Here is a 24,876-nt window from a genome sequence, read left to right as displayed (position 1 = left end):
CCCCCTCAACGAACGAAAGCGAGCACGCTTTTCGGGGAGGTTTCGCCGGGATGCCGGTAGTTTTCAAAGCGGAAGACGGCCAGAAGGCTCTCTTCGACGCCCTTATCGACGCGCGTGACACCTACGGCGCGAAAAAGCCCATCCTTGAGGACCAGGACCGGAACCCGCTTAGCTACACGGATCTGATCCGCGCGAGCTTTGCCTTGGGCCGCAAGATCGCAGCCATGACCAAGCCGGGAGAGAATGTCGGCATCCTGCTGCCCTCGGGGTCTGCAGCGGTGGTGACCTTCTTCGCCCTGCACGCCTTCGGCCGCGTCCCGACGATGCTGAACTTCACGGCGGGCCTGCGCAACCTCAAGGCCGCCTGCGCGCTGGCCAAGGTCAAGCGCGTCCTGACGGCGCACAAGTTCATCGAGCTGGGCAACCTGCACGATATCGTCGACGCCCTCGAAGCCCAGACGACCATCACCTATCTCGAAGACGTTCGCGGTTCGATTGGGGTTGCCGACAAGCTTTTCGCTGCAACGGCAGGTCTCTTCCCGCGCCAGTTCCGAGCGCCGGCCAAGCCGTCGGATCGAGGCGTCGTCCTGTTCACCTCGGGCAGCTTTGGTGCCCCTCGGGGCGTAGTGCTGAGCCAGGCCAACATGGTCTCGAATGCCGAACAGGTGGCGGCTCATATCGAGCTCGATCCGGACTGGGTGTTCTTCAATCCCCTTCCGGTGTTCCACTGCTTTGGCCTGACGGGTGGGGTGATCCTGCCTTTGCTGAAGGGCATGAAGGCCTTCCAGTATCCCTCACCGCTGCACACCAAGCAGATCCCGGCCCTGGTCAAGGACACCAAGGCCTCCGTGCTGTTCGCCACGGACACCTTCCTCAATCACTATGCGCGCGCTTCGGATGGTGATGAGCTTTCTGGCCTCAGATTTATTGTTTGTGGCGCTGAAAAGGTTCGGGAAGAGACCCATAATCTCATCCATGAAAAGTTCGGGCCCGTGCCGGTTCTTGAGGGCTATGGCGCCACAGAGGCATCTCCGGTCATTGCGGTGAACAAGCCTGACGACAACCGTCGGGGAACCGTCGGTGGGCTCCTGCCCGGCCAGGACTTCCGGATTGAACCGGTTGAGGGGATTTCCGGCGGCGGCAGACTGCTGGTCCGGGGTCCCAATGTGATGCTCGGCTATCTGAGGGAAGATGGCGGCATCGACGCTCCGGACGGCGGCTGGCACGACACCGGAGACGTTGTCGCCATGACTGACGACAACTGGATCACCATCAAGGGGCGCGTGAAACGCTTCGCAAAGATCGCCGGTGAAATGGTCTCGCTCACAGCGGCAGAAGACCTGGCCTCAGCCGTCTGGCCGGATGGACGCCATGCCGTGATTTCCATGCCCGACAAGAAGAAGGGCGAAAGGCTCATCCTGGTCACGGATCGCCATGATGCAGCGGTTTCAGAACTGGTCGCACATGCCCAGACCATCGGAGCGCCCGAACTGGCCGTGCCGCGCAAGATTCTCAAGGTCCCCGAGGTACCGGTCCTGGGGAGTGGCAAAACCGACTATGTCGCCATTCAGCGCATGGCCGACCAGGATGCTAAGGCCGCATAGACCGAAACCGTGAGACCAATGGGCAGGAATGCGTCGAGGTCGACTCGGGTGCTTCCTGCTCTTCGGGCCAACCGCCGCCCATTCGTCAGAGTGCAAGTGCACACTGGCCCTAGAAGGACCCGCCCAGGGCTTCCAGCTCGGCGCGGAAGCCCTGCTTGCGGCCGTGCATGGCCCTCAGGTCGGCCATGAAGGTCTCGTGGTCCGGGAACTCGCCGAAGTCAGAGATCATCGGTGCCAGGCTTTCCATCTCCAGCCATTGCTGGGCAGCAGCCCTGTAGCGGCCAGCGACGCCATAGGTCAGGACATTGCGGATCATGGCCCTCAGCAACAGGGTCGCCGCCAGCGGATAGGTCCCTTCAAGACGACGCGCGGCGGCGGTCAGCAGGTCTTCGTCCGCACCGTTGATGGCGCCGTGACGGTTGATGATCAGTCGCGCCGCCGCGGCCAGATCCGGCCACTCGATCAGAAAGGCCAGGGCGGCCTCGAAACGCGGAAACTCGGCCGCGATCTTCTTGGCGTCATCCTCAGCGACAACGTCGTCAAAGTCTGGCAGGCCCTTCAGGAACGCCCTGAGCCTCGGGATCGACAGGGTGTCCTCGAACGCCGCCCAGCGCCGGCGCTGGGCCTCGTCCTGGCGACCATTGGCCTGTAGCGCTTCGAGATAGACATCCTCCCAGGCAGCGCGCTCGACCGGATCGTCAGGCTCGGCACGCACCGACAGCGGGCCGCGTGGCTTGACCAGAGCTGCTGCGGCCTCCAGAGCGGCCAGGGCCTCGCCCGCCTTTCCAGCGGCCAGAAGACGGCGCCCGATCTCGGCAGCGATGGCTGGAAAACGCCGCTGGGTCTCGCTGAAGGTCGCAATAAAGGCCCCCACGTCACCTTTGATGTCGGCCAGGCGGCGCAAGGCATCCCGGACCACTGACGCCTTGGCGTCATAGGCCCCCGCAGACCGCGCTGAGCGCTGGGTCAAGGCGGCCTGCAGGCGCTCGCCCAGTCGCGCCTGACCGGCCACGCCCAGAGACGGGGCCGCGACAGCGACCAGTGGGCCAAATACGAAATGATCGTCGCACAGGATCAGCCGCGCCACCCTATCGGCCAGATCGACGGGCGCGATCTTGGCACTCGGGGCGATGTCGCCGACCGCGTCCCGCGCCTCGGCGAAGGCCTCACCGATCGGTCCCTCGGGCTGGCTGATGCGATCAAACACCGAACCGGCAAGGTCCAGAAAATCCATCAGCAGCGCCAGGGCCGCCTTGGGGTCGCTTTCCGCAAGCCGCCGGATCATCCGAAAGTGCAGATCCATGTCGCGTGCGAAGGCGGCGCGCTTGCGCCAGTGGATGCGCGAGGTGGCCTTGGCAATGGCCGCCAGACGCTTGGAGATCTCCAGCGCCAGGCCTTCCGGACTGGCCTCGGCGAACAGCTCCAGCCGCAAGGCGCGCTTGACGTAGCTGTCGACCGACAGATCCATCAGGATCGTCGCCAGCCGCTCCGCGCCCAGATCGGCGAGATTGGCCTCGGAAAGGGTGGTCTTAGACCCTTTCCTGGTCTTGGCAGCGACCTTGGCCGGCTTGTCAGTGGTCGTGGCCGTCACTCGCGCCATTCAGGCCCCTAGATGTGCAGCACCCGGCCGTACGCATCGAGCGCGGCTTCGTGCATGGCTTCCGACATGGTCGGGTGAGCGTAGACGATTCCGTGCAGGTCTTCCTCGGTCGCCTCCAGCGTGATGGCGGTGACGAAGCCCTGGATCATCTCGGTCACTTCGTGGCCGATCATGTGTGCACCGATCAGCGCGCCGGTCTTGCCGTCGAACACCGTCTTGACGAAGCCCTCGGTCTCGCCGGCGGCCACGGCCTTGCCGTTGACCTTGAACGGGAAGCGGCCGGCCTTCACGTCGATGCCGGCGGCCTTGGCGGCGGCTTCGGTGTAGCCCACCGAGGCGACCTGCGGGTTGGCATAGGTGCAGCCCGGGATCGGCGAATGGACGGCCGGGGTCTTGTAGCCGGCGATGAATTCGGCGGCGTGGATACCTTCGTGGCTGGCCTTGTGGGCGAGCCACGGCGCGCCGGCGACGTCACCGATGGCGTAGAGGCCCGGAACGTTTGTCTCGCCGTGCTTGCCGGTGACGACGTGGCCGCGATCGGTGGTCAGGCCCACCGCTTCGGTGCCTTCGGTATTGGGCACGATGCCGATAGCAACGATGCACTTCTCGGCCGTCAGTTGCTCGGCCTTGCCGCCGACCTCGACCGACACCGAGACGCCCGTGGCGGTCTTGTCGATCTTGGTGACCTTGGCACCGACTCGGAACTTGATCCCCCGCTTCTCGAAGGCCTTTTGAGCAGCCTTGGACACCTCGGCGTCCTCGACCGGCATGATGCGGTCAACGGCTTCGACGACGGTCACTTCGGCACCGAGGGCGCGATAGAAGCTGGCAAACTCGATGCCGATGGCACCCGAGCCGATCACCACCAGCGACTTGGGCATGGTCTTCGGTGCCAGGGCGTCGCGATAGGTCCAGACCTTGTCGCCGTCCGAAACCGCGCCGATGGCAGGGATGTTCCGGGCACGCGCGCCGCTGGCCAGGATCACGTTCTTCGCCTGGATCGTACGGCTGCCGCCGGCCTTCAGGGCCACGACCACCTTCGGAGCCGGGGTCCCCTTTTCGAGCTTGGCATCACCTTCGATCACTTCGATCTTGTGCTTCTTCATCAGGAAGGCGATGCCGCCCGACATGGTCTTGGCCACGCCGCGCGAGCGCTCGATGATCTTGGTGAAGTCGAAAGAGGGCTTCTCGACCGAGAGGCCATAGGCGTCGAGGTGCGACAACTGCTCGAAGATCTCGCCGGACTTCAACAGGGCCTTCGTCGGGATACAGCCCCAGTTCAGACAGATCCCGCCCAGGTTTTCCCGCTCGACGATCGCCGTCTTCAGGCCCAGTTGGCTGGCGCGAATGGCGGCCACATAGCCGCCAGGACCAGCGCCGATGACGACGACATCGAATTCCGTGGACATGGTGTTCTTACCCTAGCTTGAACGTCGCCCGAGGGGAGCCGGGCGGCCTCGATCGATCGGCCTGCAAGCCGATCCGGGAGAATTAGAGCAGCGCCTCGACCGCGACCTTGAGGTCTTCGGGCTTGGTGGTGGGAGCGAACCGCTCGACGACTTCACCGTCGCGGCCAATCAGGAACTTTGTGAAGTTCCACTTGATGCCCTCGGTGCCCAGCACGCCCTTCTGTTCCTTCTTCAGGAACGCATAGAGCGGATGGGCCGAAGGGCCGTTGACGTCGATCTTGGCCAGCATCGGGAAGGTCACGTCATAGGTCAGCGAGCAAAAGCTGGCGATCTCTTCGGCGTTCCCAGGCTCCTGAGCGCCGAACTGATTGCAGGGGAAGCCCAGGACGGTCAGGCCGCGACCCTTGTAGTCGCGGTAAAGCGCCTCAAGGCCCTCATACTGCGGAGTGAACCCGCACTTGCTGGCCGTGTTGACGATCAGCAGAACCTGCCCGCGATAGTCGGCCAGGCTCACGTCCTGGCCGTCCAGCGTCTTGGCCGAGTAGTCATAGACCGACATGGCGCTCTCCTGCCCTTTCCTTTGATCAAACGATCAGGGTCAGCGGCTCTTCGATCAGCGGCTTGAAGGCCGCCAGGAACTTGGCACCAATCGCGCCGTCGACCACGCGGTGATCGCAGGTCAAGGTCACGGTCATCACAGTGGCCACGGCCAGCTGACCGTTCTTGACCACTGGACGCTGCTCGCCGGCCCCCACGCTCATGATCGCGCCCTGCGGCTCGTTGATGATCGAGGCGAAGGCCTTGATCCCGAACATGCCCAGGTTGGAAACCGAGAAGGTGCCGCCCTGGAATTCCTCAGGCTTCAGCTTCTTTGCCTTGGCGCGGGCCGCCAGATCCTTCACCTCGGCCGAGATCTGGGCCAGGCCCTTGGTTTCGGCGGCACGGACGATCGGGGTGATCAGGCCACCGTCGATGGCCACAGCCACGGCGATGTCAGCATGCTTGTGCATGGCGATGCCCTCCGGCGTGTAGGAGGCATTGGCCTCAGGCACGCGCTTCAGGGCCACGGCCACGGCCTTGATGATGATGTCATTGACCGACACCTTCACGCCCTGGTCACCCAGCAGGCTGTTGATCTTGCCGCGCGCCGCCAGCAGGGCATCGATCTCGAGATCGATGGTCAGCGGGAAGTGCGGCACGTCGCGGAAGCTGTCAGTCAGACGCCGCGCGATCGTCTTGCGCATGCCGTCGAGCGGCACCAGGTCGTAGGAGCCAGCGGGGATGCCCATCTGCTCCAGCGACAGGACCTGACGCGGAGCCGCAGCAGCCGGGGCCGGCGCAGCAGCGGGTGCCGCCTTGGCCGCCGGTGCGGCCACTGGGCCGCCCTTGGCTGCATTTTCCACGTCCGCCTTGACCACACGGCCATGCGGGCCACTGCCCTTGACCGTCTTCAGATCCAGACCAGCGGCCTGGGCCAGACGGCGGGCCAGCGGCGAGGCGAAAACCCGAGAACTATCGGCGACGACCGGAGCCGGTGCTGCCGCAACCGGCGCAGCGGCAGCGGGTGCAGCGGCCTTGGGCGCTTCAGTGGCCGGAGCGGCGGCCGGCGACGGAGCCAGGTTCTCACCCTCTCCGGCCAGCTTGGCGATCAGGGCATTGACCTTGACGTTCTCGGTGCCGGCCTCGACCAGAATGGCCTCGACCACGCCCTCGTCGACGGCTTCGACTTCCATCGTCGCCTTGTCGGTTTCGATCTCGGCGATCACGTCGCCGGCCTTGACGGTGTCACCCACCTTCACGTGCCACTTGGCGAGGGTCCCCTCCTCCATGGTGGGCGACAGGGCGGGCATAAGGATGTCGATCGACATTGAGTGTCTTCCTCAAGCGTTCGGGACGTTGTCGGCCGGGCCGGCGTCCGCGCGATCTCGCCTTGCAGCGAGGCTTAGTTCTTGGCCGGATTCGATACGGCTCACATCCGACAGATATGCAGGGATCCCTGCCATCCCGCCAGACATGAGCCGCATCGGCATCAGCGATAACAGACCGTCTTGGCTGCCTTTACGATCTTCTCGACCGACGGCAGGCTGAGGGCCTCGAGGTTTGCCGCATAGGGCAGCGGCACGTCTTCCTGGTGTACGCGCAGGGGCGGTGCATCCAGATAGTCGAAGCCGTGCTCGGTGATGCGGGCCACGATCTCGGCCCCGACGCCCATCGGGCCCCAGCCTTCTTCGGCAGTGACCAGACGGTTGGTCTTCTTGACGCTTTCCAGGATGGTGGCGTGGTCCATCGGGCGAATAGTCCGCAGGTCGATGACTTCAGCGGAAATGCCTTCAGCGGCCAGTGCCTCGGCGGCCTTAAGGCAGAAACCCACCATCCGGCTGTAGGCCACCAGAGTGACATCCGTGCCTTCGCGGCGGACCTTGGCCTTGCCGATCGGCACGACATAGTCCTCGACGTCCGGGATATCGAACTCCAGCCCGTACATCATCTCGTGTTCGAGGAAGACGATGGGGTTGGGGTCGCGGATGGCCGCTTTCAGCAGGCCCTTGGCGTCAGCGGCGTCATACGGCGCGATGACCTTCAGACCGGGGACGTTGCCGTACCAGGCTGCATAGTCCTGGCTGTGCTGGGCACCCACGCGCGAGGCCGCACCGTTGGGACCCCGGAACACGATCGACGACTTGATCTGACCGCCCGACATGTAGAGCGTCTTGGCCGCCGAGTTGATGATGTGGTCAATCGCCTGCATGGCGAAGTTCCAGGTCATGAACTCGACGATGGGCTTCAGCCCCGCCATCGCCGCGCCGACGCCCATGCCGGCAAAGCCGTGCTCGGTGATCGGTGTGTCGATGACACGCTTGTCGCCGAACTCCTGCAGCAGGTCGCGGCTAACCTTGTAGGCCCCCTGATACTGGGCGACTTCCTCGCCCATCAGGAACACGCGATCGTCGCGACGCATCTCTTCAGCCATGGCGTCGCGCAGGGCGTCGCGCACCGTGATCTTCTTCATCGGCGTGCCGGCCGGAATTTCCGGATCGGCAAAGCTCGAGGCCGAAGCGACGGGCATTGCCGCAGCGACCGGCGCGGCCGCTTCAACGACGACGGGCGCAGGTGCCGAGGGCGTAGCCCCGGCTTCGCCGGCCAGACGTGCGATCGGCGTATTGACCTTCACGTTCTCGGAACCGGCAGCGATCAGGATGGCTTCCACCACGCCCTCATCGACGGCTTCGACTTCCATCGTTGCCTTGTCGGTCTCGATTTCGGCGATCACGTCGCCGGCCTTGATGGTGTCGCCTTCCTTGACCAACCACTTGGCCAGGGTGCCCTCTTCCATGGTCGGCGAAAGGGCAGGCATGAGGATGTCCAGGCTCACTGGGCGGCCTCCAGATAAACGTCGGTGTACAGTTCAGACGGATCCGGCTCGGGGCTGGTCCGGGCGAATTCAGCCGCTTCGGCAACGATGCGTTTCACGTCGGCGTCGATGCCCTTCAGGTCGTCTTCGGTGACGCCGGCCGCAGCCAGGCGTTCCTTGATGTGGTCGATGGGGTCGCGGGTCTGCTTGACCTCGTCGACCTCTTCCTTGGAGCGATACTTGGCCGGGTCCGACATCGAGTGACCGCGATAGCGATAGGTCTTCATCTCGAGGATGTAGGGGCCCTGGCCGCTGGCCGCGTGCTCGCGGGCGCGGGCTCCGGCTTCGCGCACGGCCACCACATCCATGCCGTCGATCTCCTCGCCCGGGATCCGGAACGAGACACCGCGCTTGTGGAAGGCGGTTTCAGAGGCTGAGCGCTCAACGCTCGTGCCCATGGCATATTGATTGTTCTCGATCACGTACACGACCGGCAGCTTCCACAGCTGGGCCATGTTGAAGCTCTCATAGACCTGGCCCTGGTTGGCCGCACCGTCACCGAAATAGGCGTAGGAGACGTTGCCATTGCCCTTGTAGTGGTTGGCCAGTGCCAGGCCGGTGCCAAGCGCCACCTGAGCCCCAACGATACCGTGACCGCCGTAGAAGCCGGTCTCGATGTCAAACATGTGCATCGAGCCGCCTTTGCCGCGCGAGGAGCCTCCAGCGCGACCGGTCAGTTCAGCCATGACCTCGCGAGGATCCATCCCAGCGGCCAGCATGTGACCGTGATCGCGATAACCGGTGATGATCTGGTCGCCCTTGGAGGAGATCGACTGCATGCCGACCGCAATGGCTTCCTGGCCGATATAGAGGTGGCAGAACCCGCCGATCAGCCCCATGCCGTACAATTGCCCGGCCCGCTCCTCGAAGCGGCGGATCAACAGCATGCTCTGATAGAACTTCAGAAGCTCGTCCTTGCTGACAAAGGTGTTGCCACCGATGTCACCACCTTTGCCTTCGGTGGATTCAGCCTTGCGCGTACGCGCCATTCAACTCTCCCTGGCCAATCTTCATCGCGGCCTTCATCCCAGAACAAATCCCGCCGAAGTCGTCGTCGGTCCCTCGAAGGATATGCCCATCAAATGACGCCCAGACCGTTCCAGGCATGTAAGGGCCCAGTTACGATCGACAGTCCTGTCAGAAGGCAAGGTCCGACGTCGCTAGCGCTTCGTGCGGATCACAAAGTCCTTCGGGTCGGCATAACCAAGGAGAGAACGTGCCCGTTCTTCCAGAAGATCTGCCGACAGACTGCCGCTGCGTAATAGACGAGCCCGGGCCTCCAGGTCCATCCTTTCGGCACGGATCTTCCTGAGCTCCCTGGTCTTTGCGGCAAGATCTGCATTCCGTTCAGACGTCGACAAGAGACCGCGTTCGCCCGTCAGAGCGTGAAACACGAAGTAGAAGATCAGAAAAAGGATCGCCGCAGTCGGCAGGATCGGTTGCAGTCGGGCGAACATTTTGGATTCCCGGAAGGGGATTCTCAGGGTCTCAGATCGTGCTTAACGCCTTCTGAATAAGGGCTCACGGATAGCAGCCCTCAGAGCAACGCATCGGCGTCGCGATGCTTTCAATTGAGATGGTTTCATCGGCATCTAGATACCGCAACGCAACACTTCATTCGCAGCCGCGAACGGCACTTGGCGGCAGTCTTCATCGCGCCAAAAGGAGCTTATAGAAAAAATGGGGGCGGACAGGTTGCAAACCACTCGCCTTCGGCCTTGTGAAGCACCCTTGGTCCTCCAGAATCGACCGCCGAACTGCGCTGCCAGGCCGGTGGGGCGCACTTGTCTGAGGGGCAGCTTCAGATCTGGTCCCGACATGAAAAAGGCGCAGCCTGCATGACAGGCCGCGCCTTTTCCGGAGACATCCGTATCCGCGACTAGCGCCCCTTGAGCGCTGCCCGGCCGGCGTAAACCGCCTGATCATCCAGCATCTGCTCGATGCGCAGCAGCTGGTTGTACTTCGCCAACCGGTCCGAACGCGCCAGCGAACCCGTTTTGATCTGGCCGCAGTTCAGAGCCACAGCGAGGTCAGCGATCGTGCTGTCCTCGGTTTCGCCCGAGCGGTGGCTCATGACGCTGGTATAGCCGGCACGGTGGGCCAGATCGACGGCGTCAATCGTTTCAGACAGCGTACCGATCTGGTTGACCTTCACGAGGATCGAATTGGCCAGACCCTTATCCAGGCCCATTTGCAGGCGCTTGGGATTGGTCACGAACAGGTCGTCGCCGACCAGCTGGACCGTCTTGCCCAGGGTGTCTGTCAACAGCTTCCAGCCGTCGAAATCATCTTCGGCCATGCCATCTTCGATCGACAGGATCGGGAACTTGCTCGCGAGATCCGCGAGGTAGGCCACCATGCCGGCCGGATCGAGGACCTTGCCCTCGCCTTCCAGATGGTACTTTCCGTCCTTGAAGAACTCGGTCGACGCGACATCAAGGCCCAGGACGAAGTCATCACCCGCCCGGTAGCCGGCCGCCTCACTGGCCTTGACGATAAAGGCCAGGGCTTCTTCGGCCGAGCCGAGGTTGGGCGCAAAGCCGCCCTCGTCGCCGACATTGGTATTATGACCGGCGTCCTTCAGGGCCTTCTTCAGGCCGTGGAAGATCTCTGCGCCCATCCGAAGGGCCTCGGAGAAATTCGCCGCGCCTGTGGGCAGGATCATGAATTCCTGGATGTCGATGGGATTGTCGGCGTGGGCACCGCCATTGATGATGTTCATCATCGGTGTCGGCAGGACGCGTGAATTGACCCCGCCGACATACTTGTAGAGCGGCAGACCGGCCGATTCCGCAGCAGCCTTGGCCGTCGCCAGCGAGACGCCGAGAATCGCGTTGGCACCGAGGCGCGCCTTGTTCGGCGTGCCGTCCAGGCCGATCAGCAGGGTGTCGACCCGGCGCTGATCTTCGGCGTCTACGCCCGACAGGGCATCGAAGATCTCGCCATTGACGGACTCGACGGCTTGAAGAACGCCCTTGCCCAGATAACGGCTCTTGTCACCGTCCCGCTTCTCGCTGGCTTCGTGGGCACCGGTCGATGCCCCTGAGGGTACGGCGGCCCGGCCAAAGGCGCCGTCTTCCAGGACGACATCGACTTCAACCGTCGGGTTGCCCCGGCTGTCGAGAATTTCGCGGGCGATGATATCGACGATCTCGGTCATGGAAGCTCCTCAAGGCGAAAGGCGCGGGAGGCTTAACCGCCATGGCGACGCGGCGCAACTTGACTTCCCGGCCCCACGCCGACTGATCATCAGTCACACATAGGGAGAACGCCATGTTGACCGTCGAGAAGAGCGGACCGATCGCCGTCGTGACCTTGAACCGACCGGAGGCCATGAACGCCCTGTCGAAAGCGCTCCGGGCGGCACTGCATACGGTCATGTTCGAACTGGACGCCGATCCGGCCATCAGTGTGGTGGTGCTGACCGGTGCCGGGGAGCGGGCCTTCACGGCCGGTCTCGACCTCAAGGAGCTGGGCAGTGATCCCAAGGCCATGAGCGCCGCCAATGACCAGGGGGCCGACTCCAATCCCGTCCGCGCCATCGAGGTCTGCCGCAAGCCGGTCATCGGCGCGATCAACGGCGTGGCCATCACCGGAGGCTTCGAGCTGGCCCTGGCCTGTGATGTCCTGATCGCCTCGGAAAACGCCCGCTTCGCCGATACCCATGCCCGGGTCGGGATCATGCCGGGCTGGGGCCTGTCGCAGAAGCTGTCGCGACTGATCGGCATTTACCGGGCCAAGGAGCTGTCCCTGACCGGCAATTTCATCGATGCCGCGACGGCAGAGGCCTGGGGCCTGGTCAATCGCGTCGTTCCGGCCTCCGAGCTGATGCCGACGGCGCTCAAACTGGCGGCCGACATGGCCTCCATCCCGGTCGAGACCCTGTCGTTCTACAAGTCGCTGATCGACGAGGGCTATGGCCGGTCGTTCAACAAGGGGCTGGAGATCGAGCACAAGCGCTCCAGCGCCCACAATCGTGACGTCACCCCGGAGTCGGTCGAGGCCCGCCGGGCGGCGATCCAGGCCCGGGCCCGGACCCAGTAGGCATAACGAAAAGCGCCGCCTGGCAAGCCGGGCGGCGCTTTCGAAACCGTTGATACCTCGGGAAGAGCTTAGTCTTCCTTCGGCGTCAGGATCTGCTTGCCGTTGTACAGGCCCGTCTTCAGGTCGACGTGGTGCGGACGGCGCAGTTCGCCCGAGTCCTTGTCTTCCACGAAGGAGTTGGCGCCCAGGGCGTGGTGCGACCGGCGCATGTTCCGGCGAGAAGGCGAAGTTTTTCTTTTAGGAACGGCCATCGAAGTGACTCTGCTCGCTGAGCGTGAAAATCGGAAGCGGCGACTCGGGATGAACCCAGGCCGCCGCGTGAGGGCGCGCTTATGCCTGAATCTCTTCAGACATGCAACAGCACCTGTTAGACCAGCCTGCCCTGCTCTTTCGCCGCGGCGATAAAGCTGGCGAACAGCGGGTGCGGGGCGAACGGACGGCTCTTCAGTTCCGGGTGGAACTGCACGCCGATGAACCAGGGATGGTCCTCGCGTTCGACGATTTCCGGCAAGACGCCATCAGGCGAGCGACCGGTCAGTTTCAGGCCGGACTCCTCCATCCGGTGGCTGTAGCCGATATTGACCTCGTAGCGGTGCCTGTGGCGCTCGCTGATGGCCGTGTCGCCATAGATGGCCGCCACCTTGCTTCCCGGCGTCAGGACGGCGTCGAAGGCCCCCAGGCGCATGGTGCCGCCCAGATCGTCGCCCTTGCGGCGCTCGACCTTCTCATTGCCCTTGATCCACTCGGTCATGATCCCGACCACGGGACGCTCGGTGGGCCCAAATTCGCTGGAGCTGGCATCGGTGATGCCGGCCACATTGCGCAGGGTCTCGATGACCGCCATCTGCATGCCGAAACAGATGCCGAAATAGGGCACCTTGCGTTCGCGGGCGAACTGGGCCGCGCGGATCTTGCCTTCCGCTCCCCGCTCGCCGAAGCCGCCGGGCACCATGATGGCATGGGCATTCTCAAGCCGGGCCGCCGCCGCGCCGGGGTCACCCTCGAAGGTCTCGCTCTCGACCCAGTCGAGATTGACCTTGACCTTGTTGGCCAGGCCGCCGTGGTGCAGGGCCTCAATCAGCGACTTGTAGGCGTCTTTCAGCACCGTGTACTTGCCGACCACGGCGATGGTGACTTCGCCATCAGGGTGGTTGACCGTCTCGTCGATGGCTTCCCAGCGCGTCAGGTCGGGCTTGGGCGCGTCGCTCATGCCGAACACGTCCAGCACCTCGGCGTCCAGGCCTTCCTTGTGATAGTCGATCGGCACCGCATAGATCGACGATGAGTCCATCGCCTGGATCACGGCGCTGGGCCGCACGTTGCAGAACTGCGCGATCTTGCGCTTTTCCTCGACCGGAATGTCCTGCTCGCAGCGGCACAGCAGGATGTCGGGCTGGATGCCGATCGAGCGCAGTTCCTTGACCGAGTGCTGGGTCGGCTTGGTCTTCATCTCGCCGGCCGTCTTGATGAACGGCAGCAGGGTCAGGTGGACATAACAGCTCTGGCCGCGCGGCAGGTCCTGGCGCAGTTGGCGAATGGCCTCGAAGAACGGCAGGCCCTCGATGTCGCCCACCGTGCCGCCGATCTCGACCAGCACGAAGTCGACCGGCTTTTCGCCCGTCTCGTCCATGGCCGGAGACAGGACGAAGTCCTTGATCTCGTTGGTGACGTGCGGGATCACCTGGACGGTCGCGCCCAGATAGTCGCCGCGGCGTTCCTTCTCGATGATCGTCTTGTAGATCTGGCCGGTGGTGATGTTGTCGGCCTTGGTCGCCGAAACGCCGGTGAAGCGCTCGTAGTGGCCAAGGTCGAGGTCCGTCTCGGCACCGTCGTCGGTCACGAAGACCTCGCCGTGCTGATACGGGCTCATCGTGCCGGGATCGACGTTGAGATAGGGGTCAAGCTTGCGAAGGCGGACCTTGTAGCCGCGAGCCTGAAGGAGCGCTCCGAGCGCTGCGGAGGCGAGGCCTTTTCCAAGCGAGGAAACCACGCCGCCGGTGATGAAGATATACCGGGTCATGGGCGCTCAGATTAGCCGCGATTCGGCGTTCGCGGCGAAAAGACCAACGTTCATCAACAGCTTTCGCTGAAAAGGCTTACTGCGCAGGGGTTTGACCCGGCACCGGAGCCGGCGCCGACGGCTGGGCCGGGGCCGTTTGCGAGGTCAGAGGCTGGTTGATGCTGGGGGTCGGGGCCTGGATGGCGCCCGGCTGGGCGGTTCCGGGGGTCTGACCGACCGGCGCGACCGGCGTGATCGGGGCGTTCAGGGTCTTGGTGTCGAGGCTGTCGATATCAAGCCGATCCACGGCCGACTCCCCGCCCATGCGGCCCGTCAGGATGGTCAGGACCAGGCTGATCACCAGGAAGATCGAAAACAGGATCCAGGTGATGCGGGTCAGCAGGTCACCGGCACCGCGTGCCGTCATGAAACCGGTATTGCCACCACCCATGCCCAGGGCACCGCCTTCGGAGCGCTGCAGAAGGACCACGCCGATCAGGCCAAGGCAGACGACGATATTGATGGCGAGCAGGATGCCGATGAGCATGAGGAAACTGATCTCGATCCGGGCGACGGCGACAACCGTCATGAAAAACGAAGCGGCCCCTCTACCACTAGCGGCGCGCTCACGCCATAGCTGGGAAGGAAGCCGGTCAACTCAAGCCCCCGGCGCGAAACCCGTCAAAGCCATGATCCTCGAAACCGAGCGACTGACCCTGGCTCCCCTGGTCGAAACGGACGCGCCCCATGTCTATCCGTTTCTCAGCGATCCGGAAGTCATGGCCCACTGGGACCAGGCCCCGATCGAGGATCCCGACGAGGTCGCCGCCTGTGTCGCCGCCCAGGTCGCCGAGATGGACCAGGGCAAGGCCCACTACTGGGCGGTTCGCCTGTCGGAAACCGGCGATTTTCTCGGCTCTTGCGAACTGGTCGATATCGACCCGCGCCATCACCGCGCCGAACTTCGTGTCATGATCGCCCGCGAGGCCTGGGGGCATGGCTATGGTCTGGAAGCCGTCCGCGCCCTGCTGGCCCACGCCGCCTCGATCGGGCTCAAGCGCCTGATCGCCCGCACCCATGTTGGTGATCTCCGCGCTGAACGCCTGCTGGAACGGCTGGGCTTCGAGGCCGAAGGCTATCTGAAGGGTCATGTCCATCGCGACGGCGAGCGGCGGGACTGCCGGCTGTTCGGGTTGCTATTCTAGGCACGGCTTCAATCCCTCACGCGATCTCTCGCTGAGGTTCTGGAAAGGGTCGCGGAGCGTCCGGACCACGTCCGGATGAGAATAGAAAATACCGTTTCGACGAAGCCGAGCGCTCCGCGCGACCGTTATCCGTCCGCCTCCCGCCAGGTGGCCCTGTTGAGGCCTTACCGGGACCCGGATCCCGCCGTTTCCAGCGCGCTCCGGCGGTCGAAGAGGACGGGCTTACAGCCAGACACGCCCTTTTGCCTTCAACCACGCGGACGGCGGGCGGGTCTGGCCAGCAACCAGATCCCCGGACCGGTCGAGTATCCCCCTCGACCCCTGCCCCGCTCGATCACCCCCCGCCGCCGCAATGGTCGCTGGCCCTGCGCCCTTTCCTCGCGACGAGGTGGGTACAGAATACGGGAGGATTGGGCGCGTCGGATGGGCGCGCTCGCCTTATCTTCAGGGTGTTGATTTTGCTGGCCTTCGCAGCCAAGCCTTGTGGATAGCGCGCAGCTTATCCCCGCACTTGCCCCCTACGGGTCGCTTCGCGACCGTCTTCCCCCGGTGGGGGAAGATGAGGTCGGCGCGTTTCATCTTCCCCGCGCAGGGGGGAGGACGACCTGCGTAGCAGGTCAGGAAGGGGCCTGCGGCGCTGGCCGGGAAACACCGCCCTGCCTCCGCAGCCAAGCTGGCACCCTCCTTGACCCCTGCGGCCAAACGATCGCCGGCCGGCCCATCAACAAGGCCTTCCCCGTCTACGCCGCCGCGATGATCGCCAGGAAATCGGCCGCCTTTAGCGACGCCCCGCCGACCAGGGCCCCGCCGACCTCGGCCGCGCCCAGGATCTCGGCGGCATTGTCTGGCTTGACCGAGCCGCCATAGAGGATCGGAACCGTCGCGCCGTGACCGCCGAAAAGCTCTACCAGCTGGGCCCGGATCGCCGCGTGCATCTCTTCAATGTCGGCGACCGTCGCCGTGCGGCCAGTGCCGATGGCCCAGATCGGCTCGTAGGCGACCGAGAAGGCCTGGCCCGCCAGGGCGGCCGGCAGCGATTCGCGGACCTGGGCGGTCACCACCGGCAGTGCCGAGCCCGCCTCGCGTTGCGCGAGGCTTTCGCCGACGCAGATGATCGGCTCCAGACCCGCCGTCAGGGCGGTTTCGACCTTGGCCGCCACCAGGGCGCTGGTCTCGGCATGGTCCTCACGGCGTTCGGAGTGGCCGAGGATGACGAGGCTGGCCCCGGCATCGATCAGCATCGCGGCCGCGATGTCGCCCGTATGGGCCCCACTGGTCTTCACATGGCAATCCTGACCGCCGGTCAGGACGCTTGAGCCGTCCAGGGCCGCGCTGAGGCGATCCAGGAGCGTGGCCGGCGGGCAGATCGCAACGCGCGCCCCCGCGGGCCTGGCGTCCAGGGCGGCGGCGACGGCGCGGGCTTGATCCAGCGACTCGGCGAGGCCGTTCATCTTCCAGTTTCCGGCGATCAGCGGCCGGGGCTTCAGGCTTGAAAGGGTCATGGAGTGCTCTTGACCCTCCCCTCCCGAGGGAAGTCAAGACCGCCGTGGCTTGCCCCCTCGCCTCCGGCTCTACTATACCCGCTGCTCGCGTCCGCCGCGTTGCCCCAAGGTCGCTCCTCGGGGCCGCGCGGATACGGCAAGTCAGGAAGGTTTTCGCAAGTATGCTCGCCGGTTTCCGCACCTTCGCCAAATCGCCCTTCGCGGTGATCCTTTTCGGCCTGCTGATTGTCAGCTTCGCCGTGTTCGGGATCAGCGACGTGTTCAAGGGACCGCGCCTGTCCGGCGTCGTCGCCGCCGGTTCGCGCTCGGTTTCGGCCGCAGACTTCAAGACCCGCTACGAGAACTATCGCAAGGGGACCGAGCGCCAGTCCGGCGAGACCCTGACGGCCGACCAGGCCGTCGAGCGCGGCATTGACCGGCAGATCCTGCAGGAAATCGCCCTGCAGGAATCGATGTCGGAAGTGATCCGCAAGTTCGGGATCCAGCCTTCCGACAAGCTGGTCGGCAATGTCGTGCGTGAGCAGATGAGCAATCTGCATCCCAACCAGCGGCCGTTCGATCCGATCACCGGCAAGTTCGATCCCAAGATGTACGAGGCCCTGCTGCGCGAGAACGGCATGACGCCGGACAGCTACCAGGCCTCGATCAGCGACGAGATTGCCCAGACCCATGTCTTCACCGGCGTGGCCAATGGCCTGCATGCCCCGCGCATCTATGCCGCCCTGCAGGCTGCCTATGGTCTGGAGAGCCGCGACCTGGCTGCCTTTGCGATCAATCCGGCTACGGTGGAGCGCCCGGGCAATCCGACCGACGCCCAACTAACGGCCTTCATGAAGCAGAACGCGGAACGCCTGACCCGCCCGGAGTCCCGGGTCCTGTCGATCATGCGCGTCAGCGCCCAGGCCCTCGAGCCTTCGGTGACCATCAATCCGGCCGATGTGCAAAAGACCTTCGACTTCCGTAAGGAAACCCTGGCGACCCCGGAAACCCGCTCGCTGGTCCAGATCGTCGCCCCGGACGCCAAGGCCGCCGGCGTGATCGCCCAGCGCCTGGCCAAGGGTGACCAGCCGGCCGTCGTCGCCAGCGCCTTTGGCCAGAAGCCGGTGATCCTCAACGACAAGCCCAAGTCCGCCCTGCCCGACCGCAAGGTCGCCGACGCCGCCTTCAGCCTGGCCGCAGGCCAGGTCAGCGCACCGATCACGGGCAGCCTCGGCATCTCGGTGGTCAAGGTGACCAAGGTGACCCCCGGCGCCGTCCCCAGCCTGGAGAGCGTGCGCTCACAGATCGAAGCCGAACTCCGCGTCCAGGGTGCCCAGGCCAAGGCCTATGAGCAAACCCAGACCTATCAGGACGCCCACGACGCCGGTTCCGACCTGATCGCCGCCGCGTCCAAGGCCGGAGCCATGGTCATGACCTCGGCCCCGATCACCGCCCAGGGTACCGACCAGACCGGCCAGCCCATTCCCGGCCTGACGCCGGACATCCTCAAGACCGCCTTTGACCTGAGCTCCGGCGGCGAAAGCGAACTCGTCGAGATCGGCAAGGGTGAGTACTATGCCGTCAAGGTCGAGAAGGTCATCCCGGCCGCTCTGCCGGCCCTGGCTGACATCCGGCCGCAGCTGGCCCAGGTCTGGCTGCAGAACGAGATGACCAATCGCCTGCAGGCCAAGGCCGAGTCCCTGGCCGCGCGTGTCAAGAAGGGCGAGAGCCTTGAGGCCGTCGCCGCCGCAGCGGGATCTCGCGTTCAGCGCGTTCCGGGCATCAGCCGCGAAAACGCCCAGCAGCATCAGGGCCTCGGCCGTGACCTGCTGCTGGCCACCTTCGCTGCCAAGCCGGGCGAGGTGTTCAGCTCGCGGGCCGGCCAGATGGCCTTCGTCGTCGCCAAGCTGGAGGCCGTTCGCTCGGGCAAGATCGCCGACATGGCCCGCATCAGCCAGACCATTCGGCCCCAGGTCGACAGCGGTCTGATGCGCGATCTCGGCGAGGCCGCGCGTCTTGGGGCCCAGGCCAGCCTGAAGACCAAGACCAACCTGACCCTGGCCCGTCAGGCCATCGGCGTTGACACCGACGCCCTGGCCAAGGCCGAAGCCGCCAAGTCCGGCAAGGCCCAGAAATGAGCCTGGAGCCGGCCTTCGACGCCTTCGCCAGGACCTATGAGGCCGGACAGCCCCAGGTCGTCTGGACCCGGCTGATCGACGATCTCGAGACGCCGGTCTCGGCCTATCTGAAGATCGGACAGGGCAAGCCCTACGCCTTCCTGTTCGAAAGTGTCGAAGGCGGTGCCTGGCGCGGCCGCTATTCCATCGTGGCGATGAAGCCGGACTTTGTCTGGCGCTGCCGCGGCGATGTCGCCGAAGTGGCCGAGGGCGAGGCCATCGGCCGGGGTGAGTTCACCGTCCAGGCCGGCGGGGCTTTGGACAGCCTTCGCGATCTGATCGCCCGCTCGCGCATCGAGCTGCCGGCCGGCCTGCCGCCGATGGCGGCCGGCGTCTTCGGCGCTCTGGGCTATGACATGGTGCGGCTGGCCGAACGCCTGCCCGACATCAACGAGGACACCACGGGCCTGCCCGACGGGATCATGACCCGGCCGTCGATCGTGGCGGTGTTTGATGCTATCGCCCAGGAAATCATCCTGGTGACCACGGTGCGCCCGGTGGCCGGGGTCTCGGCCGAGGAGGCCCACCACGCCGCCCGGGCCCGCATCGAAACGGTGATGGCCGACCTGCGCCGTCCCCTGGCGCATGAAGCGCCGCGCAAGGGCCATGCACCGATCGAGTTCACCACCCCGGTCAGTCGCGAGGACTATGCCGTCGTGGTCGAGAAGGCCAAGGACTACATCCGAGCCGGCGACATCTTCCAGGTGGTGCCCAGCCACCGCTTCAGGGCCCCGTTCGACCTGGATCCGTTCGCCCTCTACCGCTCCCTGCGCCGGACCAATCCGTCGCCGTTCCTCTATTTCCTCAACCTCGATGGCTGCCACCTCGTGGGGTCCAGTCCCGAGATCCTCGTGCGGCTGCGCGACGGCAAGATCACCATCCGCCCGATCGCCGGCACCCGCCCGCGCGGCGCGACGCCGGAAGAGGACCTGGCCCTCGAGGCCGAGCTGCTGGCCGATCCCAAGGAGCGGGCCGAGCACCTGATGCTGCTGGATCTCGGCCGCAACGACGTCGGCCGCGTCTCGATGCTGAAGGAGCCGGGCAAGAACGAACCCGCAAAGCCGCACCAGGGCCCGCGCGTCAAGGTCACCGAGAGCTTCAAGGTCGAGCGCTACAGCCACGTCATGCACATCGTTTCCAATGTCGAAGGCGTCGCGCCCGAGGGCGTGGATCCGGTCGACGTGCTGATGGCCGCCCTGCCCGCCGGCACGCTTTCGGGCGCGCCCAAGGTCCGGGCCATGGAGATCATCGACGAGCTGGAAATCGAAAAGCGCGGCCTCGGCTACGCTGGCGCAGTCGGCTATGTCGGCGCTGACGGCTCGGTCGATACCTGCATCGTGCTGCGCACAGCCCTGGTCAAGGACGGCATGATGTATGTCCAGGCCGGCGGCGGCGTGGTCGCCGACAGCGATCCCGATGCCGAATATGACGAGACCCTGCACAAGTCCCGCGCCCTAAAGCGGGCGGCGGAAGAGGCCTGGCGTTTCGCCTGACGGCAAGCGTGACAGCCGAAAGTGGATTCCGGTTTCGGCGCCTGTCACGCGCCCAGTATCAGTACCCCAGGCGGTCAGCCGGCAGGTGCTGCGTCACGGCCGGCGGGGCCAGCACCATCACCGTGGCGAAGCTCAGCGCGCAAAACGCTGCAAAGGCCGCCGCTGCCAGGACGGGCCCCATCCTCTGGCGACGCTCCCGCGGCCGCAGCAGGGCGCGGGCATAGGCGATGGCGACCGGATCGAGGGCGGAATCAGACGAGACCATGGCGGCAGCTTGCCCGACCCGACCGGATCTGTAACGGGCTTAAGGCTTTCTCGCGCCCAAATGCCGCAAACCCCCTCCCGCTCCCGGCCCAGCCGTTCTAGAAGCTAGCCCATGATCCTGGTCATCGATAACTACGACAGCTTCACCTACAACCTCGTCCACTATCTGAACGAGCTTGGGGCCGAGACGCTGGTCCATCGCAACGACGACCTGACCGTGCAGCAGGCCCTGGCCCTGCGCCCGGCGGCGATCCTGCTATCGCCGGGCCCCAAGGCCCCCGACCAGGCCGGGATCTGCCTGCCCCTGCTGCGGGGCGCTCCCGAGGACATGCCGATCCTGGGCGTCTGCCTGGGCCACCAGGCCATCGGTCAGGCCTATGGCGGCGAAGTGATCCGCGCCAAGGACGTCATGCACGGCAAGACCAGCCCGATCCATCACGCCGACAAGGGCCTGTTCAAGGGCCTGCCCAACCCGTTCACCGCCACCCGCTATCACAGCCTGGCCGTGCGCCGCGAAGACCTGCCGGCCGAGCTGGAGGTCACCGCCTGGACCGCTGACGGCGAGATCATGGGCGTGCAGCATCGCACCCGCCCCGTCCACGGCGTCCAGTTCCACCCCGAATCCATCGCGACCGAGGGCGGTCACCAGATGCTGGCCAATTTCCTCGACCTGGCCGGGGTCAAGCGCGACCTCGCGGTCGGGGCCTAGGCCGAGCATGTCCGACGCCTTCAAGCCGCTGCTGGCCAAGCTGGCCGACGGTCAGACCCTGTCTGAAGATGACGCGGAAATCTTCTTCAGCGCCTGCCTGCGCGGCGAGCCCACACCGGCCCAGATCGGCGCGGCGGTCACCGCCATGCGCCTGCGGGGCGAGACGGTGGGCGAGATCGCCGCCTGCGCCCGCGCCATGCGGCGCGCCGCCGTCAGGCTGGACCATCCTTATGAGGTCATCGACGTCTGCGGGACCGGCGGCGACGGCCTGCACACCCTGAACATCTCGACCGCCGTCGGTTTTGTGGCCGCAGGCGGCGGCCTGAAGGTGGCCAAGCACGGCAACCGGGCCGTGACCTCAAAGTCCGGTACGGCCGATGTCCTGGCCGCCCTCGGGGTCAATATCGACGCCAGCCGCGCACAACAGCGCAAGGCGCTCGATGAGGCCGGGATCTGCTTCCTGTTCGCCCAGGCCCACCATGGCGCGATGAAGCACGTCGCCCCGATCCGCCAGCAATTGGGCTTCCGGACAATCTTCAACCTGCTGGGTCCACTGACCAACCCCGCCGGGGCCCGGCGCCAGGTCATGGGTGTCTCGGCGCCCCGCTTCGTCGAGCCCATCGCCCGGGCCCTCGGGGCCCTGGGGGCCGAGCGCGCTTGGTCGGTGCACGGCCAGGGCATGGACGAGCTGACCACCACCGGCGAAACCGAGGTGGCCGAATGGCGCGACGGCGTCGTGCGCTTCTTCACGATCACGCCGGAAGCGGTCGGCCTGCCGCGCGCCGCCCTGTCCGACCTGACCGGCGGCGAACCCGAGTATAATGCCGCTGCCCTGACCCGCCTGCTCGACGGCGAGAAGAGCGCCTATCGGGACATCGTCTTGCTGAATGCCGCTGCGGCCTTCCTGGTCGCCGACAAGGTCGAGACCCTGGCCGAAGGCATCGCGATGGCCGCAACCGCCATTGATAACGGCGCGGCCAAGGCGGCCCTTGCCGGACTGGTCGCAGCGACCAATACCGAACTGGCCAACGCATGACCGACATCCTGGCGAAAATCGCCGCCTACAAGCGCGACGAAGTGCTGGATCGCAAGCGCCGCCGCACGCTGAATGCCCTCGACAACGCTGCGCGCAATGCCTCGTCGCCGCGCGGGTTCAAGGCGGCTCTGGGCCACGCCCATGCGCCGGGCAAGCTGGCCCTGATCGCCGAGATCAAGAAGGCCTCGCCCTCCAAGGGGCTGATCCGCGCTGATTTTGATCCGCCGGCCCTGGCCCGTGCCTATGAGGCCGGCGGCGCGGCCTGCCTCTCTGTCCTGACCGACGGCCCCAGCTTCCAGGGCGCGGATGCCTATCTGATCGACGCCCGTGCCGCCGCCAGCCTGCCCTGTATCCGCAAGGACTTCCTGGTCGACCCCTGGCAGGTGACCGAGAGCCGCGCCCTGGGCGCAGACGCCATACTGGTGATCCTGGCGATGATCGACGACGCCCTGGCCGCCGATCTGATGAGCGAGGCCGCCCGCCTGGGCATGGATGCCCTGGTCGAGGTGCACGACGAGGCCGAGATGGAGCGGGCCGGCCGGCTGGGTGCAACCCTGGTCGGGATCAATAATCGCGACCTGAAAAGCTTCGTGGTCGATCTGGCCGTCACCGAGCGACTGGCCGCCCGGGCCCCGCGCGAGGCCCTGCTGGTCACGGAAAGCGGCATCTTCACCCCGGAAGACGTCGTGCGCATGGAAGCCGCCGGTGCCACGGCCATGCTGGTCGGCGAAAGCCTGATGCGGCAGGCCAATGTGGCCGAAGCGACGCGCACCCTGCTCGGCTGAGCACCGAACATCTGGCGTTCCTGCGCCCAACCGTCCAACCTGACGACTCAAGACGTTCCGCGACACCCACCCGACAGGAACGCGCCGAGGGAGAAGAGACGCCGATGAGCCCAATAGCTCGACTGGTGAAATGGGCCTTGGCCACCTACTTCCGCCTTCAGGGCTGGAGCGTAGAGGGCCAGGCCCCGGCGTCACGCAAGTTCGTGGTCATCGCCGCCCCCCATACGAGCAACTGGGACTTCGTCTATTTCATCGGCGCAGCCGACGCCCTGCACCTCAATCTCAGCTTCATGGGCAAGGCGTCCCTGTTCCGCTGGCCCTTCGCGGGGATCATGCGCGACCTCGGCGGCGTGCCGATCGACCGCTCGCAGTCGCGCGATACCGTTTCAGTCATGGCGGAGGAGTTTTCGCGGCGCGACGAATTCATGCTGACCATCGCGCCGGAGGGCACGCGCGGCAAGGCTCGCCAGTGGAAGACGGGCTTTTACAACATCGCCCTGAAGGCCGGCGTGCCGATGGTCTGTGGCATGATGGACTATCGCCGCAAGGTCGTGAGCCTGGGAGAAGCCATCATGGCCTCGGGCGACTACGAAAAGGACATGGTCAAGCTGGCGGCCATCTACCAGTCCTGTAGTCCCAAGTACCCGGAACGGGCGACCACCTTTCAGGGCTGAGGGCGCCACGATTTCGACAAGCTCGGCCTTTCCCCTATCCCACTTGAGTTCCGGGAGCGTGCGATGAACGACAAGGCCGATTCGAGCCCCAAGCCACCACTCTTGGCCGAGGTCATCGACTGGACCCGCTTCTTCGCCGTGGCCCTGGCGATCCTGATGATCCCCAGGACCGTCCTGGCCCAGCCTTTCTTGATCCCGTCAGGATCGATGCAACCGACCCTGGAAATCGGTGACCGCATCCTGGTCTCGAAATACGCCTATGGCTGGAGCCGCCACGCCCTGCCCTTCAGCCCGCCCATCGGACAGGGACGCCTGTTTGAACGTCAGCCGGAGCGCGGCGACATCGTCGTGTTCAAGCGGCCTGGCGACGGCCGCACCGACATCATCAAGCGGCTGGTCGGCCTGCCCGGCGATCATATCCAGGTCCGCAACGGGGTGCTGATGATCAATGGTTCGCCTGTCGAGCACTTTGCCCAGGCCCTCCGCGTCCAGGACGATCACGGTCAGCCGACGGTCGTCGAGGAAGTGGCCGAGCGCCTGCCCAATGGGCGGGCCTATCTGACCTACACCCAGGGACCGCAGACACCGGCCGCCAATACCGGCGTCTATCAGGTCCCGGCCGGCTGCTACTTCATGATGGGCGATAATCGCGACAACTCGGTCGACAGCCGGTTCGATCCCGGACCGGCCCCGCGCGGATATGCACGCTGCGCCTGGGACAGCGCCCTGGACGGTCATCTGCCCCCCGAAAGGGGCATGGGCTTTGTACCGGCCGAGAACCTGGTGGGGCGGGCCGAGCGCGTGCTGTTTTCCTGGGCTCCGGCCAAGGGGCCGCGCTGGAGCCGGACCTTCAAGAACCTGTCGGCGGCTGCCAGGTCACCCTCAGCCTGAGTCGAATCAGGGTTCGGCCGGTGAGATCCGCGTCGGAATCAAAGCATCCTTGCGGTGTTCGGAGCGCTTTGGCTCACCGTTTCTGGCGGCGCG

The 24,876-nt window shown here is 65.3% G+C and carries 23 protein-coding genes; 10 read left to right on the top strand and 13 right to left on the bottom strand.

What is annotated here, in order from left to right; all coding sequences use genetic code 11:
* Positions 1-50 precede the first annotated feature (50 nt).
* Complete coding sequence (locus tag ACW17U_RS07770) at positions 51-1,604, top strand: AMP-binding protein (RefSeq protein WP_062146475.1); 1,554 nt, start codon at positions 51-53, stop codon at positions 1,602-1,604.
* A gap of 109 nt (positions 1,605-1,713) precedes the next feature.
* On the opposite strand, the gene ACW17U_RS07765 is transcribed toward ACW17U_RS07770, so the two are convergent.
* From ACW17U_RS07765 to eno, 8 genes are all read right to left on the bottom strand, one after another.
* A complete protein-coding gene (locus tag ACW17U_RS07765; RefSeq protein WP_492055455.1) occupies positions 1,714-3,204 on the bottom strand; it encodes a DUF6880 family protein in 1,491 nt (496 codons plus the stop codon).
* A gap of 8 nt (positions 3,205-3,212) precedes the next feature.
* Positions 3,213-4,613 (bottom strand): dihydrolipoyl dehydrogenase, encoded by a 1,401-nt coding sequence (gene lpdA / locus ACW17U_RS07760; protein ID WP_492055454.1) that lies wholly within the window; start codon positions 4,611-4,613, stop codon positions 3,213-3,215.
* An 82-nt stretch (positions 4,614-4,695) separates the two neighbouring features.
* A complete protein-coding gene (locus ACW17U_RS07755; protein WP_492055453.1) occupies positions 4,696-5,172 on the bottom strand; it encodes a glutathione peroxidase in 477 nt (158 codons plus the stop codon).
* 25 nt (positions 5,173-5,197) lie between these two features.
* The gene (locus tag ACW17U_RS07750; RefSeq protein WP_492055452.1) at positions 5,198-6,481 is read right to left on the bottom strand and encodes a pyruvate dehydrogenase complex dihydrolipoamide acetyltransferase; all 1,284 of its coding nucleotides are present in this window, start codon (positions 6,479-6,481) and stop codon (positions 5,198-5,200) included.
* Between the two features lie 161 nt (positions 6,482-6,642).
* Positions 6,643-7,968, bottom strand: coding sequence for a pyruvate dehydrogenase complex E1 component subunit beta (locus ACW17U_RS07745; RefSeq protein WP_492055451.1), 1,326 nt, complete (start codon positions 7,966-7,968; stop codon positions 6,643-6,645).
* Between the two features lie 14 nt (positions 7,969-7,982).
* Positions 7,983-9,014 carry a pyruvate dehydrogenase (acetyl-transferring) E1 component subunit alpha gene (pdhA, locus tag ACW17U_RS07740; RefSeq protein ID WP_062146485.1) on the bottom strand — a complete coding sequence of 344 codons (1,032 nt, stop codon included), beginning with the start codon at positions 9,012-9,014 and terminating at the stop codon, positions 7,983-7,985.
* A gap of 171 nt (positions 9,015-9,185) precedes the next feature.
* The gene (locus tag ACW17U_RS07735) at positions 9,186-9,482 is read right to left on the bottom strand and encodes an FtsB family cell division protein (protein WP_492055450.1); all 297 of its coding nucleotides are present in this window, start codon (positions 9,480-9,482) and stop codon (positions 9,186-9,188) included.
* A gap of 422 nt (positions 9,483-9,904) precedes the next feature.
* Positions 9,905-11,185 (bottom strand): phosphopyruvate hydratase, encoded by a 1,281-nt coding sequence (gene eno, locus ACW17U_RS07730; protein WP_062146488.1) that lies wholly within the window; start codon positions 11,183-11,185, stop codon positions 9,905-9,907.
* Positions 11,186-11,298: 113 nt separating this feature from the next.
* Between eno and ACW17U_RS07725 the strand changes: the two genes are divergently transcribed.
* Positions 11,299-12,069, top strand: coding sequence for an enoyl-CoA hydratase (locus tag ACW17U_RS07725; RefSeq protein WP_062146489.1), 771 nt, complete (start codon positions 11,299-11,301; stop codon positions 12,067-12,069).
* A 68-nt stretch (positions 12,070-12,137) separates the two neighbouring features.
* Here ACW17U_RS07725 and rpmF read toward each other — a convergent pair whose 3' ends face one another.
* From rpmF to secG, 3 genes are all read right to left on the bottom strand, one after another.
* Positions 12,138-12,320, bottom strand: a complete 183-nt coding sequence (gene rpmF, locus ACW17U_RS07720) for a 50S ribosomal protein L32 (protein ID WP_007671126.1) — start codon at positions 12,318-12,320, stop codon at positions 12,138-12,140.
* 116 nt (positions 12,321-12,436) lie between these two features.
* On the bottom strand, positions 12,437-14,089 hold the full coding sequence (gene pyrG / locus ACW17U_RS07715) for a CTP synthase (protein ID WP_062146490.1): 1,653 nt from the start codon (positions 14,087-14,089) through the stop codon (positions 12,437-12,439).
* Positions 14,090-14,165: 76 nt separating this feature from the next.
* Positions 14,166-14,657: a preprotein translocase subunit SecG gene (secG, locus tag ACW17U_RS07710; RefSeq protein WP_492055449.1), complete on the bottom strand. Its 492-nt coding sequence runs from the start codon at positions 14,655-14,657 to the stop codon at positions 14,166-14,168.
* Positions 14,658-14,757: 100 nt separating this feature from the next.
* Between secG and ACW17U_RS07705 the strand changes: the two genes are divergently transcribed.
* Positions 14,758-15,273 (top strand): GNAT family N-acetyltransferase, encoded by a 516-nt coding sequence (locus ACW17U_RS07705; RefSeq protein WP_492055448.1) that lies wholly within the window; start codon positions 14,758-14,760, stop codon positions 15,271-15,273.
* Positions 15,274-16,013: 740 nt separating this feature from the next.
* Here the strand turns inward: ACW17U_RS07705 and tpiA are convergent.
* Positions 16,014-16,775, bottom strand: coding sequence for a triose-phosphate isomerase (gene tpiA / locus ACW17U_RS07700; RefSeq protein ID WP_492055447.1), 762 nt, complete (start codon positions 16,773-16,775; stop codon positions 16,014-16,016).
* A 161-nt stretch (positions 16,776-16,936) separates the two neighbouring features.
* On the opposite strand from tpiA, the gene ACW17U_RS07695 reads away from it, so the two are divergent.
* Complete coding sequence (locus ACW17U_RS07695; protein WP_062146493.1) at positions 16,937-18,892, top strand: peptidylprolyl isomerase; 1,956 nt, start codon at positions 16,937-16,939, stop codon at positions 18,890-18,892.
* Entirely contained in the window at positions 18,889-20,424 is a 1,536-nt protein-coding gene (trpE, locus tag ACW17U_RS07690; protein WP_492055446.1) for an anthranilate synthase component I, read from the top strand. Before ACW17U_RS07695 ends, trpE begins: the two co-directional genes overlap by 4 nt.
* Before the next feature lie 58 nt (positions 20,425-20,482).
* On the opposite strand, the gene ACW17U_RS07685 is transcribed toward trpE, so the two are convergent.
* On the bottom strand, positions 20,483-20,689 hold the full coding sequence (locus tag ACW17U_RS07685; protein ID WP_492055445.1) for a hypothetical protein: 207 nt from the start codon (positions 20,687-20,689) through the stop codon (positions 20,483-20,485).
* 111 nt (positions 20,690-20,800) lie between these two features.
* Here ACW17U_RS07685 and ACW17U_RS07680 point away from each other — a divergent pair, with 111 nt between their 5' ends.
* The 5 genes from ACW17U_RS07680 to lepB all read left to right on the top strand — a co-directional run bounded on the left by ACW17U_RS07680 (position 20,801) and on the right by lepB (position 24,783).
* Positions 20,801-21,397 (top strand): anthranilate synthase component II, encoded by a 597-nt coding sequence (locus ACW17U_RS07680; protein ID WP_492055444.1) that lies wholly within the window; start codon positions 20,801-20,803, stop codon positions 21,395-21,397.
* Between the two features lie 7 nt (positions 21,398-21,404).
* Complete coding sequence (trpD, locus tag ACW17U_RS07675; protein WP_492055443.1) at positions 21,405-22,433, top strand: anthranilate phosphoribosyltransferase; 1,029 nt, start codon at positions 21,405-21,407, stop codon at positions 22,431-22,433.
* A complete protein-coding gene (gene trpC / locus ACW17U_RS07670; protein WP_062146501.1) occupies positions 22,430-23,218 on the top strand; it encodes an indole-3-glycerol phosphate synthase TrpC in 789 nt (262 codons plus the stop codon). Before trpD ends, trpC begins: the two co-directional genes overlap by 4 nt.
* Positions 23,219-23,322: 104 nt before the next feature.
* Entirely contained in the window at positions 23,323-23,892 is a 570-nt protein-coding gene (locus ACW17U_RS07665) for a lysophospholipid acyltransferase family protein (RefSeq protein WP_062146503.1), read from the top strand.
* Positions 23,893-23,955: 63 nt separating this feature from the next.
* Entirely contained in the window at positions 23,956-24,783 is an 828-nt protein-coding gene (gene lepB, locus ACW17U_RS07660) for a signal peptidase I (RefSeq protein WP_492055442.1), read from the top strand.
* Positions 24,784-24,876 lie beyond the last annotated feature (93 nt).

This window comes from Caulobacter sp. AVps16 (assembly GCF_058681455.1).
Note: the sequence above shows the minus strand (reverse complement) of the source record. Positions and strands in the feature narration are given on the sequence as shown.